Raw genomic sequence first — 12,701 nt, 5'->3', positions numbered from 1 at the left:
AAACAGCCGCCGTTCGCCTATTGCACGGCAGGTCCAAAGAGCGAGGAACGGCGCGAGTATGCCTTGGAGCAACCAGAGCGGCGGTGGCGGCGGGGGCGGACCCTGGGGCCAGCGCGGGGGTGGCGGCGGTGGTGGCCCTTGGGGTCAAGGCCCCGGCGGCGGCGGCGGCGGTTCGCCGCCTGATCTCGAGGAGATCCTGCGTCGTAGCCAGGACCGGCTGAAGAATCTGATGCCGGGAGGCAATCTCGGCAGCCGCGGCCTGATTCTCGGCATTCTCGTCCTGATCGCGATCTGGCTGATGACCGGCTGGTACATCGTCCGTCCGAACGAGGTCGGTCTCAATCTCCGCTTCGGCAAGTTCATCGGCAAGACCGGCGAAGGCCTCAACTATAACTGGCCCTATCCGATCGGCAGCGTGATCAAGCCGCAGGTGACCAATGTCAGCACCACGGAAGTGGGCTTCCGTACCGTCGAATCCGTGCGCACCTCGCGCCAGACCGACGTCAACGAAGAGAGCCTGATGCTGACGGGCGACGAGAACATCGTCGATATCGATTTCATCGTGCAGTGGCAGATCGATCCTGCCGCGCCGGAAGCGTATGTCTTCAATATCCAGGACCCGCCCGGCACGGTGAAGGCCGTGGCCGAGAGCGCGATGCGCGAGATCATCGGCCGCCGCAACATCCAGCCGGTGCTGACGACCGATCGCAGTGCGATCGAGACCGAGACGCGCCAGCTGATGCAGGATACGCTCAACACCTACAAGGCCGGCGTGACCATTCGCCTCGTCCAGCTCCAGAAGGTCGATCCGCCGCAGCAGGTCATCGACGCGTTCCGCGACGTCCAGGCCGCGCGCGCCGACCAGGAGCGTCTGCAGAACGAAGCGCAGACCTACGCCAACCGCGTCGTGCCCGAGGCACGCGGCCGTGCGGCTCAGCTCGTCCAGTCGGCCGAGGCCTTCAAGGAGCAGACCGTGGCCGAAGCCTATGGTCAGGTCAGCCGCTTCAACTCGGTCTACGAGCAGTACAAGGCGGCTCCGGGCGTGACCCGCGAGCGTCTGTTCCTCGAGACGATGGAGCGCGTGCTCGGCGGCGCCGACAAGATCATCCTCGACCAGAATAGCGGGCAGGGGGTCGTGCCGTATCTGCCGCTCAGCGAGCTGCAGCAGCAGCGGCGTCCCGCTCCGGGCGCTCCGCAGACGGGAGCTGTCCGATGAACGGTTCGGCTCTTCGCATCGGCCTGCTCGTCGTCCTGGCGATCGTGGCCATCGTCTTCTATGCGGCGACCTTCGTGGTCCAGCAGACCCAGTCCGCGCTCGTGCTGCGCTTCGGCGCGGTGCGTAGCGTGGTCACGGAGCCCGGCCTCTATTTCAAGCTGCCGGCGCCGTTCGAGCAGGTCATCCTGCTCGATAACCGCATCCTCGATCTCGACCTGCCGGCGCAGGAAATCATCGCCTCGGACCAGAAGCGGCTCGTGGTCGATGCCTTCACGCGCTACCGCATCTCCGATCCGCTGCGCTTCTACCAGGCGGTCAACAGCATCGCCCGCGCCAATTCGCAGCTCGCCTCGATCGTCAACGGTCAGGTTCGCTCGGTGCTGGCCGAGGCGACCTTCACCGCGGTGGTCCGTACCGAGCGCTCGCGGCTGATGAGCCGCATCCGCGACGACGTCAACCGCGAGGCCGGCCGTTTCGGCATGACGGTCGTCGATGTCAGGCTACGCCGGGTCGACCTGCCGCAGGCCAACTCGCAGGCGGTGTTCCAGCGCATGCAGACCGAGCGTCAGCGCGAGGCTGCTGAAGCCCGCGCGCTTGGCGCCCAGCAGGCGCAGGAGATCAGGGCGCGCGCCGACCGTGAATCGACGGTCATCGTCGCCGAGGCGCAACGCCGCTCCGACGAGGTCCGCGGCCAGGGTGAAGGCGAGCGCAACCGCGTCTTCGCCGAAGGCTTCGGCAAAGATCCGGAGTTCTTCGCCTTCTACCGTTCGATGCAGGCCTATGAGGCGAGCATCAAGGCGGGCGATACGCGGCTGGTCCTCTCGCCGGATTCGCAATTCTTCCGCTTCTTCAACGGCCCCGACGGCAAGGGTGCGGGTTCGGCTTCGACCCCGGCCCAGACCCCACCGGCCCAAGCCCCGGCCACCAGGCCCTGATCAAGAACGAGCGTCGCGATATGTTGGATTTCATCGCGGCGCTCGGCCTCGTTTTTGCGATCGAAGGCATTCTTTTCGCAGCGATCCCGCATCTGGCGAAGGATGCGTTGCGCAGTGCCTCCGAGACGCCGGTCGAGACGATGCGGCTGATCGGACTCGGCTCGGCAGCGCTCGGCGTGCTGCTGGTCTGGCTGGTGCGCGGCGGAACCTGAGCCGCCTGTGCCTATTCTACAGGCAAGCTCGTTTGCCGCGGACGCCCGCACCCGGCTTCACGCCGAAAAGCCGATGAAATACCCGCACGGATCGTGCAAAACAGCGCCGGCAATGACATGATCGTGTGTATCCTGCGTCGCCCTTCCGCCGCATTTTGAGGTTCAATCTCTGGCCAGCGTTTTGGCCGTCGAAACGGCCCGAATCTTCACGAGGACCCACTGATGGCATTGAAATCCGTTTCCGCTGCTCCGAGGCTCCTGCGCGTCGCGCTGATGGCCGGCGTCGCCGCGCTGCCGATGATGACAATGCCTGTGCTCGCGCAAGCGCCGCTTGCCGGCTCGCCGCATGTCACTGGTCAGGTCTCGCTCGCCGATCTCGCCGAGCGCGTGATGCCGGCAGTGGTCAATATCTCGGCCGTCACCACCAGCGACACCCGTGGCCGCACCTTGCCGCAGCTGCCTCAACTCGGCCCGGACACGCCCTTCGGCGACCTGTTCGAGGAGTTCTTCAATCGCCGTGGCCGCGGCGGCGAGCAGGGCCAGAACCAGGCGCCGCAGCAGCGCCGCTCGCAATCGGCCGGCTCGGGCTTCGTGATCGACCCGTCGGGCATCGTCGTCACCAATAACCACGTCATCGGCGACGCCAACGAGATCACCGTGATCTTCAACAGCGGCCTGCGCCTGAAGGCCGAGGTCGTCGGCAAGGACACCAAGGTCGATCTCGCGGTGCTGCGCGTGAAGCCCGACAAGCCGCTGGAGTCGGTGAAGTTCGGCGATTCCGACAAGATGCGGATCGGCGACCCCGTCATGGCGATCGGCAACCCGTTCGGCCTCGGCGGCTCGGTCTCCTCCGGCATCGTCTCGGCCCGCAACCGCGACATCAACCAGGGTCCGTACGACACCTATATCCAGACCGACGCCGCCATCAACAAGGGCAATTCCGGCGGCCCGCTGTTCAACATGGCGGGTGAGGTCATCGGCATCAACACCGCCATCCTGTCGCCGACCGGTGGCTCGGTCGGCATCGGCTTCGCCGTACCGTCCTCGCTGGCGATGAACGTCGTCGAGCAGCTGCGCGAGTTCGGCGAGACGCGTCGCGGCTGGCTCGGTGTGCGTATCCAGAGCGTCGACGACGCCACGGCCGAAGCGCTGAATCTCGGCACGGCGCGTGGTGCCCTGATCGCCGGCATCGACGACAAGGGCCCGGCCAAGCCGGCCGGCCTCGAGGTCGGCGACGTCGTCGTCAAGTTCGACGGCAAGGAGGTCAAGGATTCGCGCGACCTGCCGCGCATCGTCGCCGGCACGTCGGTCGGCAAGGATGTGCCGGTCGTTGTCGTCCGCAAGGGCAAGGAAGAGACCAAGACGGTCAAGCTCGGACGCCTCGAGGATGGCGAGAAGGTGCAGACCGCTGCAGCCAGCGCCAAGCCCGAGCCGGCCAAGCCCGCGGTGACCTCGGCTCTCGGCCTCGAGCTCTCGGCCCAGAGCGAGGAGCTCAAGAAGCGCTACTCGATCAAGGACGGCACAAAGGGCGTGGTGATCACCAAGGTCGATCCCAACTCCAACGCCGCCGACAAGCGCATCCAGATCGGCGAGCTGATCGTCGAGGTCGGTCAGGAGGCGGTGAATTCGCCGGAGGACGTGACCAAGCGCCTGGAAGCGCTGAAGAAGGAGGGCAAGAAGTCGGCCCTGCTTCTGGTCTCGAGCGCCCAGGGCGAGGTCCGCTTCGTGGCGGTGACGATGGATTGACGCCCGCTCAATGCGGTTATCTCGAAGGGCGGCCGTTTCGGCCGCCCTTTTGTTTAGAGCATTTTCGAGCGAAGTGGGCACCGGTTCGCGTGAAGAAAATGCGTCAAAACAAATAGATAGAGCATTTCCGCGCTTCGGAGAATCGCGGAAATGCTCTGGGTGATGCCAGTGCGATGTCCGGCGCGAGCAGCGGTCAGACCCTGACGATCTCGCTGCCCTTGTAGCCTTGGGCGTAGAGCAGGGCGGTCAGGTCGGCATGGTCGAGCCGAGCGTCGGCCGCCGCCGCGACCGCGGGTTTGGCCCGGAAGGCGACACCGAGCCCCGCCTCATCGATCATCGCGAGATCATTGGCGCCGTCGCCGACGGCGAGCGTGGCGGCCTTGTCCAGCCCGAGTTTCGTCCGCAGCTCGATGAGGCTGTCGAGCTTGGCCTGCTTGCCGAGGATCGGGTCGGCGACTTCGCCGATCAGGACGCCGTCCTTGGCGATGAGCGTGTTCGAGCGGTGCTCGTCGAAGCCGATCATCGCGCTGAGCGGACCGGTGAAGACGGTAAAGCCACCGGAGACCAAAGCGGTATAGGCGCCGTTGGCGCGCATGGTGTGCACCAGCTCGCGGCCGCCGGGTGTGAGCGTGATGCGCTCGCGGATGATCTCGTCGACGACGGAGAGCTTGACGCCTTTGAGCAAAGCGACACGCTCCCGCAAGGCCGGCTCGAAGGCGATCTCGCCGCGCATGGCGCGTTCGGTGATGCCGGCGACCTTCTCCTTCAGGCCGACATAGGCGGCGAGCTCGTCGATGCATTCCTGCCCGATCATGGTCGAGTCCATGTCGGCGAGGAACAGCCGCTTGCGGCGCGTCGCGGCCTTCTGGACGATGATGTCGATCGCGGCGCCCTCGAGCGCGGCGCGGATATCGGCTTCGAGCTTGCGCGCATCCGCTGCATCCGCGAAGAGATCGGCGGCGATCTCGCCGTCCAGCCGCTCGGATTTTCCGGCGCCCGGGACGGCGGTGACGAGCCGCGAGAGCAGAGCTTCGCTCACGAGAGCCTGGTCATGGGCGGAAACGAGCGTGGCAACGAGCATGGAGACGGACCGGGTGAAGCTCAGGTACAGGGCGGTGCTCATCGCAGGTCCGACCGCGAGCGGCAAGTCCGCCCTCGCCATGGCGATCGCGCAACGCTTCGGCGGGACCGTCGTCAACACGGATTCGATGCAGGTCTATGCCGATCTGCGCGTCATCACGGCGCGGCCGACGATCGTCGAGGAGGCTTCGGTTCCGCATCGGCTCTATGGCCATGTCGACGGTGCGGTGAACTATTCGGCGGCGCGCTATGTCGCCGATGTCACGGCGCTGCTGGCCGAGCTTGGCGACAGCGGCTCGCTGCCGGTGCTGGTCGGCGGCACTGGCCTCTATTTCAAAGCGCTGACTGAGGGCTTCTCGGCGATCCCGCCAGTCCCCGAGCCGGTGCGCGAGGCTTTTCGCGCACGCGTGCAGGGGCTGGAGACCGCGATGCTGCATGCCGAGCTTGCGGCCTGCGACCCCGCAATGGCGCAGCGCCTGCGGCCGAGCGACCGGATGCGGGTCATGCGCGCTCTCGAGGTCTTCGAAGCGACCGGCCGTTCGCTCGCGAGCTTCCAGGGGGCACGGCAGCCCGGGCCGCTCGACGGGCTGCCGCTGGTGAAGCTTTTCGTCTCGCCGGAGCGCGAGGAGGTGAGGGCGCGGATCGACCGGCGCTTCGAGGTGATGATGGGGCAGGGGGCGCTGGAGGAGGTCGCGGCTCTGCGCGAGCGCCGGCTCGATCCGCTGCTGCCGGTGATGCGGGCCCATGGCGTGCCCGGATTGATCGCCCATCTCGACGGCCAGCTCAGCCTCGATGACGCGATCCGCAAGGGCCAGGCCGACACGCGCGCCTATGCCAAGCGGCAGGTGACCTGGTTCCGGCACCAGATGGAAGACTGGCGGGCGGTCGCGCCGGAGAGCGCTCTCGATCTGGCGTTGAGGGAGCTGAATGCCGTGGCTTGACGGAGGATCGGACCGCTTCCGTCATTGCGAGCGCAGCGAGGCAATCCAGAAACCGCTTCGCACCCAGTCATCCTGAGTCGCTCCCCGGCTGCGTTTCCTCGCCGTGACGGTGGGAGATCAGGCCGCGACGGCGATATCGGCGCCGGCGAGGCGGATGCAGTTCCGGCCTTCGTGTTTCGCGCGATAGAGCGCGCCGTCGGCTCGCGCGAAGAAATCGGCGAAGCTTTCCTCGCTCTCGCGGATGGCGACGCCGAAGCTGGCGGTGACCTGCAGCGCCACCGTCTCCGACACCGGGAGCTGCTTGACGGCGAGAGCGTCCTGGATGCGCTGGGCGATCCGGAGCGCCGCAGCCGCGCCGGTGCGCGGCAGGAAGATGGCGAATTCCTCGCCGCCGAAGCGGCCGACGAGATCACGGTCGAGCCTGACGAGCCCGAGCAGGAGATCGGCAAAGGCGCGGATCACGGCATCGCCGGCGGCATGGCCATGGCTGTCGTTGACGCTCTTGAAATGGTCGAGATCGACGATGATCAGCGCGGAATCGTCGCTGTCCGCGGCGCAGGCGGCAATCTCGGCATTGGCCTTCTCGGTGAAGGAACGCCGGTTCAGCAGCGCCGTCAGCGGATCGGTCTCGGCGAGGCGACGCAATTCCTGCTCGCGCTCCTCGCGCTGGCCGATCTCGTGCGAGAGGGCGCGGCGGGTGGCGCGTTCGCGGCCGATCTCGAGCGCGAGCGTGGCGGCGCGGCTCTGCAGGGTGAGGTTGGCGATCATCAATTCGGTAATGTCGGTCAGCGTCATAACCAGCCCGTCGCCGAGGGGAGCGAGCGCGAGCTGAAGCCAGATCTCACGGCCGTTCACGGTGAAGCAGGCCTCGAACATGTCGTTGCGCCTGAGCTCGATAACGTAAAGGCAGCGGCGCCAGACCATGTTGTCGGCAAGGAAGGGCAAGCAGGCCCGCGCGTCATTGTCGAGCAACTGCTCGTCCTCATGCCCGGCGATGATCGCGGCGCGACGATTGGCGGTGATGACGATGGTGCGCTCGATATTGCCATCGCCATCGCGCACGGCGCGCAGCGCCACGATGCCGCAAGGCGAGGTTTCGAGCACGGTGGTCAGCAACTCCTCGCGGAATTGCAAGGGGCGGCTGAAGACGACGAGGAAGCGCTCGCCATTCGCGGCCGTGGCCGGCAGGATCAGGCGCTCCCAGAGGCAGACGCGATAGGTCTTGAGCGAGCGGTGCACGGTATAGGCCGGTTGCCCGTCGACGAGCGCGCGATCATAGCAATCCACGGTGAAGCGGGCGACCTGCGGCGACATTTGCGAGACGCGTTCGCCGGAGCGATTGCCGCCGACATAGCGAATGATCTCACGGCCGTAATGCTGGTAGACGTAATCGCCATCGCCGGTCGGGACCATGACCATCAGGTCGTCGCCGAAATCGCCCATGACCTGCTGGCACAGCGCCTCATAGGGGGCGCCGGCCATGCCGTCGGCGAGCAGCGCGAAGCGGCGGAGCAGCTCGGTGATTTCCGGTGCGTGGGCGCGCTCGACGATGTTCTGGGTATGCACTTCCTGATACATGACCGTCCCGTTCCGCAGACGAAAACGGTAGCAACGCGGTCTTGAGAAAGTGTTCTTTTGGCCGCCCGATTTTTCGCAATGCAGCAGACGATACGGCTGGCGTTCGATTGCCGCGGCATTCCGGCCGCTTGACCGCGCCCTGAGGCTCGGCTAGCGTGCCGCAATATCCGCAAAGGGTGGAACGCGCGATGCGCAAGCTTATTATCGTACGGGTGCGCTGGTAGGGGCCGGTTTTCATAAACCGCGCGTCCCCGACGCCAGCGCACGTCCAGGCCCCTCAGAGGGCCTTTTTTATTGCCCAAAGCTCCCGAGACCGACCGAAGAACCCGCAGGAGAGTATGATGAGCGAGATGATGACCGGCGCCGAGATGGTCGTCCGCGCGCTTCAGGACCAGGGCGTCGAGCACCTGTTCGGCTATCCCGGCGGTGCCGTGCTGCCGATTTATGACGCGCTCTTCCACCAGGAGAAGGTGAAGCACGTCCTCGTCCGCCACGAGCAGGGCGCAGTCCATGCGGCGGAAGGCTATGCGCGCTCCTCCGGCAAGGTCGGCTGCGTGCTCGTCACCTCCGGGCCGGGCGCGACCAACGCCGTCACCGGCCTGACCGATGCGTTGCTCGACTCGATCCCGGTCGTCGTCATCACCGGCCAGGTCCCGACCCATCTGATCGGTTCCGACGCGTTCCAGGAATGCGACACGGTCGGCATCACCCGCTCCTGCACCAAGCACAACTACCTGGTGAAGAGCATCGCCGACCTGCCGCGTGTCCTGCACGAGGCCTTCTATGTCGCTGCCAATGGCCGGCCGGGCCCGGTCGTCATCGACGTGCCCAAGGACATCCAGTTCGCCAAGGGCGAATACAGCCGCCCGCGTGACAACCAGCACAAGACCTACCGTCCGGTGGTCAAGGGCGATATCGACAAGATCCGCGCCGCGGTCGACCTGATCGCCAAGGCGAAGCGGCCGGTCTTCTATACCGGCGGCGGCGTGGTCAATTCCGGACCGCGTGCGACGGAGCTGCTGCGCGAGCTGGCGCGGTTGACGGGCTATCCCGTCACCTCGACGCTGATGGGGCTGGGCGCCTTTCCGGCCGCCGACCGGCAGTGGCTCGGCATGCTCGGCATGCACGGCACCTACGAGGCCAACCTCGCGATGCATGACTGCGACGTCATGGTGAATATCGGCGCGCGTTTCGACGACCGCATCACCGGCCGGCTCGACGCCTTCTCGCCGCGCTCGAAGAAGATCCATATCGATATCGACCCGTCCTCGATCAACAAGAACGTCAAGGTCGATCTCGGCATCATCGGCGATTGCGCCAATGTGCTCGAAGACATGGTCAAGGTCTGGAAGGAGACCAATCCGCAGATCGACAAGCCGGCTCTCAAGAGCTGGTGGGAGCAGATCAACGGTTGGCGGGCGCGGAACAGCCTCGGCTACAAGGGCTCGTCCGAGATCATCAAGCCGCAATACGCGATCCAGCGCCTCTACGAGCTGACCAAGGACCGCGACACCTACATCACGACCGAGGTCGGCCAGCATCAGATGTGGGCGGCGCAGTATTTCCACTTCCAGGAGCCGAACCGCTGGATGACCTCGGGCGGCCTCGGCACGATGGGCTATGGCCTGCCGGCTGCGATCGGTGTGCAGATGAAGCATCCGGAGTCGCTGGTCATCGACATCGCGGGCGAGGCCTCGATCCTGATGAACATGCAGGAGATGTCGACGGCGGTGCAGTACCGGCTGCCGGTCAAGATCTTCATCCTCAACAACGAGTACATGGGGATGGTGCGCCAGTGGCAGGAGCTGCTGCATGGCGGGCGTTACTCGGAGAGCTACTCGGCTTCGCTGCCCGATTTCGTGAAGCTGGCCGAGGCCTATGGCGGCCACGGCATCCGCTGCTCGAACCCGGCCGAGCTCGACGACGCGATCCGCGAGATGATCGATACGCCCAAGCCCGTGATCTTCGACTGCATCGTCGCCAAGGAAGAGAACTGCTTCCCGATGATCCCGTCGGGCAAGGCCCATAACGAGATGATCCTGCCGGATTTCGAGGGCGATACCGGCGAGATAATCGACGCCAAGGGCAAGCAGCTGGTCTGAGGCCGTGATAAGGCACCCTCTCCCGCAGGGGAGAGGGTTCGGGGGGCGGATATGAAGCTTCTTATCGGCAACAAGTGCTATTCCTCCTGGTCGCTGCGCGCCTGGCTGCTGCTGGCGGCGAAGGAGATCCCGTTCGAGGAGGTGCTCGTCCTGCTCGACGAGCCCGGCTTCAAAGAGGCGATCTACGCTCACGCGCCGCGTAGCGGCGGCACTGTGCCGACGTTGTCGGATGGCGAGGTCGCCGTATGGGAAACGCTGGCGATCGCCGAATACCTGCATGAGCGCTTCCCCGAGCGGGGCATCTGGCCGGGTGATGTCGCCGCGCGTGCCCATGCCCGGGCCGTGTCGAGCGAGATGCATGCGGGCTTCCAGGCCCTGCGCGGCGCCTGCCCGATGAATCTCGGCAAGCGTTACGCGGCCCGGGATCGCGGGCCGGATGTCGCCAGGAATGTCGCCCGGATCAGTGCAATCTGGCGGGAGGCGCGTAGCCGCTTCGGCGAGACGGCAGGCGGTCCGTTCCTCTATGGCGAGTTCTGCGCAGCGGACGCGATGTTCGCGCCGGTCGTCGCCCGGCTCGATACCTATGCCATCCCGGTGGATGCCGATGCGGCTGCGTATATGCAGGCGGTACTTGGCCTGCCGGCTTACAGGCAATGGCTCGAGGCGGCGCTCAAGGAGCGCTGGATCGTAGCAGCCGACGAGGTCGACGAGCCCGCCATCGCCAATCTTCGTTCAAACTAGTCCTTCCTTCGTTTCCAGCTTTCCGCGACAGGTCTCCGATGCCGAACCCAGCCACGCATTATCCGAACGCCCCCAAGACCCAGCCGGTCGCCCGCCACACGCTGGCGGTGATCGTCGACAACGAACCCGGCGTTCTCGCCCGCATCGCCGGCCTGTTCTCGGGCCGCGGCTACAATATCGAGAGCCTCACCGTCTCCGAGACCGAGCACGAGAAGCACCTGTCGCGCATCACCGTGGTGACCTCGGGCACGGCCAATGTCATCGACCAGATCAAGGCGCATCTCGACCGGTTGGTGCCGGTGCACCGCGTCGTCGACCTGACGCTGCAGGGCGAGGCGCTGGAGCGCGAGCTCGCGCTGGTCAAGGTCGTCGGCAAGGGCGACCATCGGGTCGAGGCGATGCGGCTCGCATCGGCTTTCGGCGCGCGTACGCTAGACGCCTCGCTGACCTCCTTCGTCTTCGAGCTGACCGGCTCGACAGAAGAGGTCGAGCGCTTCATCAAGCTGATGACGGCGGTCGGCCTGACCGAGGTCTCGCGCACCGGCATCGCCGCGATGAGCCGCGGCCCGGACGCGATGTGATGGATGCGGCGACGCTCAACCTGCTGACGCTGGCGCTGGGGATTGTCGGATTCGGCTGCCTGGCCTGGCCGATCTTCCAGCGCCTGAGCGGGCGGGCACCGGCACCGGAGCCGGGCAGCACGGCGAGCCTGCGCTCACCGCTCTGGTGGCTCGGCTTCACCTTGACGGTGATTGCGATCGTGCTGCAGCGCGTCGCCAGCCAGCACGCGACAGGCGGCTGATCGATCAGCCGTTGAAACCGCCCTTCTCGAGGAAGGCGTGCTCTGCCTCCGTCGAGTCGCGGCCGAGGACGGCGTTCCGATGCGGAAAGCGGCCGAAATCGCGAATGATGTCGCGATGGACGATGGCCCATTTCGTGCTGTCCTCGTCGCCGGAGGCGTGGGTCAGCGCGACACAGCGTTCCTGATGCGCCAGGTCCTCGGCATGCTCGAAGGGCAGGTAGAAAAAGCGCCGCTCGGGATTGGCGTAGCCCTCATCGAAGCCTCTCGCGACCGCGCGATCGGCTATGGCGAGTGCCAGCGGGTCGGCCGCGAAGGCCTGCGCCGAGCCGCGGAACATGTTGCGCGGAAACTGGTCGAGCAGGATGAGAAGCGCATAGCTGCCGTCCGGCGTCGCCTCCCAATCGCTCAATTGGCCGGCAGCTGCGGCGTTGTAGGTAGCGAGGAAGCGGGCACGGATCTCGGCGTCGAATGTCTCGTCCTTCTCGAACCATTTCTCCGGGCCGGCCTCGCGCCAGAAGGAGAGGATGTCGGCTATCGTGACCAAGTTCATGAGCTGCTCCTGTCGGCGCAATCTGATCGGTCCGGCTTCGCCAGTGAACCTTGCGACGACCAGTTCGTGCCGCCTTGCTTAGCGCTTGCGCTCGTCAAGCGCATCCTGTAGATGCCCGAACCGTAACGTTCGGTTCGGCAATTTTCCGCCATGCAAGCAGCCCTCGAGACCACGAGCGATGAGCCGACTGCGCGCCAGCAGGCCGTGCTCGACGCCGTGCTCGCGCTGATGGTGGAGGAGGGCGACCAGCTCACCATGAGCGCGGTGGCGCGCCGGGCGAGCTGCTCGAAGGAAACCCTCTACAAGTGGTTCGGCGACCGTGACGGGCTGCTCACCGCGACGGTGCAATGGCAGGCATCGCGCGTTCGCGCCGACAATTACGACCGCCAGACGCTCGATGCCGTGGCCCTGCGCAAGAGCCTGAAGGATTTCGCCGAGAACTGGCTGAGCGTCATCACGAGCCAGACCTCGATCGCGCTCAACCGCGTCGCGATTGGCCATGCCGCCTCGGGCAAGAGCAATCTCGGTGGCATCGTGCTGGCGAATGGGCGTTTCGCGATTGGCGAGCGCCTGAAGCCGGTCCTGGAAGCCGGCCGCGACACGGGGCTGCTATCCTTCGACGATGCCGAGACGGCGTTCCGCACCTTTTTCGGGCTGATCGGCCGCGACGTGCAGATCAGGCTGCTGCTCGGCGACGCCCTGCGCCTCAGCCCGGCCGAGATCGAGCGCGATGCCGCCCGGGCGGTCGACCAGTTCCTCGCACTTCACGGGCGGGCGCGGCCTGCACCGAAAGCCTGA

Annotated in this window: 13 protein-coding genes; 10 read left to right on the top strand and 3 right to left on the bottom strand. The window is 66.1% G+C overall.

Features of this window, described 5'->3' with window-relative positions; genetic code table 11:
* The first annotated feature begins 58 nt into the window (after window positions 1–58).
* From hflK to EV560_RS30060, 4 genes are all read left to right on the top strand, one after another.
* Window positions 59–1,216: an FtsH protease activity modulator HflK gene (gene hflK / locus EV560_RS30075; RefSeq protein ID WP_131859538.1), complete on the top strand. Its 1,158-nt coding sequence runs from the start codon at window positions 59–61 to the stop codon at window positions 1,214–1,216.
* Window positions 1,213–2,151 (top strand): protease modulator HflC, encoded by a 939-nt coding sequence (gene hflC, locus EV560_RS30070; protein WP_131859537.1) that lies wholly within the window; start codon window positions 1,213–1,215, stop codon window positions 2,149–2,151. Before hflK ends, hflC begins: the two co-directional genes overlap by 4 nt.
* A gap of 20 nt (window positions 2,152–2,171) precedes the next feature.
* Window positions 2,172–2,363, top strand: a complete 192-nt coding sequence (locus tag EV560_RS30065) for a DUF2065 domain-containing protein (protein ID WP_131859536.1) — start codon at window positions 2,172–2,174, stop codon at window positions 2,361–2,363.
* Between the two features lie 222 nt (window positions 2,364–2,585).
* Window positions 2,586–4,109 carry a Do family serine endopeptidase gene (locus tag EV560_RS30060; protein WP_131859535.1) on the top strand — a complete coding sequence of 508 codons (1,524 nt, stop codon included), beginning with the start codon at window positions 2,586–2,588 and terminating at the stop codon, window positions 4,107–4,109.
* Window positions 4,110–4,302: 193 nt separating this feature from the next.
* On the opposite strand, the gene serB is transcribed toward EV560_RS30060, so the two are convergent.
* A complete protein-coding gene (serB, locus tag EV560_RS30050; protein WP_165923710.1) occupies window positions 4,303–5,232 on the bottom strand; it encodes a phosphoserine phosphatase SerB in 930 nt (309 codons plus the stop codon).
* On the opposite strand from serB, the gene miaA reads away from it, so the two are divergent.
* Window positions 5,189–6,130: a tRNA (adenosine(37)-N6)-dimethylallyltransferase MiaA gene (miaA, locus tag EV560_RS30045; protein WP_131859703.1), complete on the top strand. Its 942-nt coding sequence runs from the start codon at window positions 5,189–5,191 to the stop codon at window positions 6,128–6,130. The genes serB and miaA overlap by 44 nt on opposite strands.
* A 117-nt stretch (window positions 6,131–6,247) precedes the next feature.
* Here the strand turns inward: miaA and EV560_RS30040 are convergent, their stop codons facing one another.
* Window positions 6,248–7,708 carry a GGDEF domain-containing protein gene (locus tag EV560_RS30040; RefSeq protein WP_131859534.1) on the bottom strand — a complete coding sequence of 487 codons (1,461 nt, stop codon included), beginning with the start codon at window positions 7,706–7,708 and terminating at the stop codon, window positions 6,248–6,250.
* A 338-nt stretch (window positions 7,709–8,046) separates the two neighbouring features.
* On the opposite strand from EV560_RS30040, the gene EV560_RS30035 reads away from it, so the two are divergent.
* The 4 genes from EV560_RS30035 to EV560_RS30020 are packed head-to-tail and all read left to right on the top strand — an operon-like array spanning window position 8,047 to window position 11,353.
* Window positions 8,047–9,810: an acetolactate synthase 3 large subunit gene (locus EV560_RS30035; RefSeq protein WP_131859533.1), complete on the top strand. Its 1,764-nt coding sequence runs from the start codon at window positions 8,047–8,049 to the stop codon at window positions 9,808–9,810.
* Window positions 9,811–9,861: 51 nt separating this feature from the next.
* The gene (locus EV560_RS30030; RefSeq protein ID WP_131859532.1) at window positions 9,862–10,551 is read left to right on the top strand and encodes a glutathione S-transferase family protein; all 690 of its coding nucleotides are present in this window, start codon (window positions 9,862–9,864) and stop codon (window positions 10,549–10,551) included.
* A 38-nt stretch (window positions 10,552–10,589) separates the two neighbouring features.
* Entirely contained in the window at window positions 10,590–11,132 is a 543-nt protein-coding gene (ilvN, locus tag EV560_RS30025; protein ID WP_131859531.1) for an acetolactate synthase small subunit, read from the top strand.
* Entirely contained in the window at window positions 11,132–11,353 is a 222-nt protein-coding gene (locus EV560_RS30020; protein ID WP_131859530.1) for a hypothetical protein, read from the top strand. Before ilvN ends, EV560_RS30020 begins: the two co-directional genes overlap by 1 nt.
* Window positions 11,354–11,357: 4 nt before the next feature.
* Here the strand turns inward: EV560_RS30020 and EV560_RS30015 are convergent, their stop codons facing one another.
* On the bottom strand, window positions 11,358–11,903 hold the full coding sequence (locus EV560_RS30015; RefSeq protein WP_131859529.1) for a DUF924 family protein: 546 nt from the start codon (window positions 11,901–11,903) through the stop codon (window positions 11,358–11,360).
* A gap of 150 nt (window positions 11,904–12,053) precedes the next feature.
* On the opposite strand from EV560_RS30015, the gene EV560_RS30010 reads away from it, so the two are divergent.
* The gene (locus tag EV560_RS30010) at window positions 12,054–12,701 is read left to right on the top strand and encodes a TetR/AcrR family transcriptional regulator C-terminal domain-containing protein (RefSeq protein WP_131859528.1); all 648 of its coding nucleotides are present in this window, start codon (window positions 12,054–12,056) and stop codon (window positions 12,699–12,701) included.

The organism is Allobosea sp. BK604 (genome assembly GCF_004341515.1).
Lineage (GTDB): Bacteria > Pseudomonadota > Alphaproteobacteria > Rhizobiales > Beijerinckiaceae > Allobosea.
This window is presented reverse-complemented; position numbering and strand designations above follow the sequence as displayed.

What these genes read in the sequence shown, in the direction of transcription:
- EV560_RS30065 (WP_131859536.1), top strand. Translation starts at nt 2,172, where the DNA reads ATGTTGGATTTCATCGCGGCGCTCGGCCTCGTTTTTGCGATCGAAGGC.
- hflC (WP_131859537.1), top strand. Translation starts at nt 1,213, where the DNA reads ATGAACGGTTCGGCTCTTCGCATCGGCCTGCTCGTCGTCCTGGCGATC.
- EV560_RS30035 (WP_131859533.1), top strand. Translation starts at nt 8,047, where the DNA reads ATGATGAGCGAGATGATGACCGGCGCCGAGATGGTCGTCCGCGCGCTT.
- EV560_RS30010 (WP_131859528.1), top strand. Translation starts at nt 12,054, where the DNA reads ATGCAAGCAGCCCTCGAGACCACGAGCGATGAGCCGACTGCGCGCCAG.
- ilvN (WP_131859531.1), top strand. Translation starts at nt 10,590, where the DNA reads ATGCCGAACCCAGCCACGCATTATCCGAACGCCCCCAAGACCCAGCCG.
- EV560_RS30030 (WP_131859532.1), top strand. Translation starts at nt 9,862, where the DNA reads ATGAAGCTTCTTATCGGCAACAAGTGCTATTCCTCCTGGTCGCTGCGC.
- EV560_RS30015 (WP_131859529.1), bottom strand. Translation starts at nt 11,903, where the DNA reads ATGAACTTGGTCACGATAGCCGACATCCTCTCCTTCTGGCGCGAGGCC.
- hflK (WP_131859538.1), top strand. Translation starts at nt 59, where the DNA reads ATGCCTTGGAGCAACCAGAGCGGCGGTGGCGGCGGGGGCGGACCCTGG.
- EV560_RS30040 (WP_131859534.1), bottom strand. Translation starts at nt 7,708, where the DNA reads ATGTATCAGGAAGTGCATACCCAGAACATCGTCGAGCGCGCCCACGCA.
- serB (WP_165923710.1), bottom strand. Translation starts at nt 5,232, where the DNA reads ATGAGCACCGCCCTGTACCTGAGCTTCACCCGGTCCGTCTCCATGCTC.
- EV560_RS30020 (WP_131859530.1), top strand. Translation starts at nt 11,132, where the DNA reads ATGGATGCGGCGACGCTCAACCTGCTGACGCTGGCGCTGGGGATTGTC.
- miaA (WP_131859703.1), top strand. Translation starts at nt 5,189, where the DNA reads ATGGAGACGGACCGGGTGAAGCTCAGGTACAGGGCGGTGCTCATCGCA.
- EV560_RS30060 (WP_131859535.1), top strand. Translation starts at nt 2,586, where the DNA reads ATGGCATTGAAATCCGTTTCCGCTGCTCCGAGGCTCCTGCGCGTCGCG.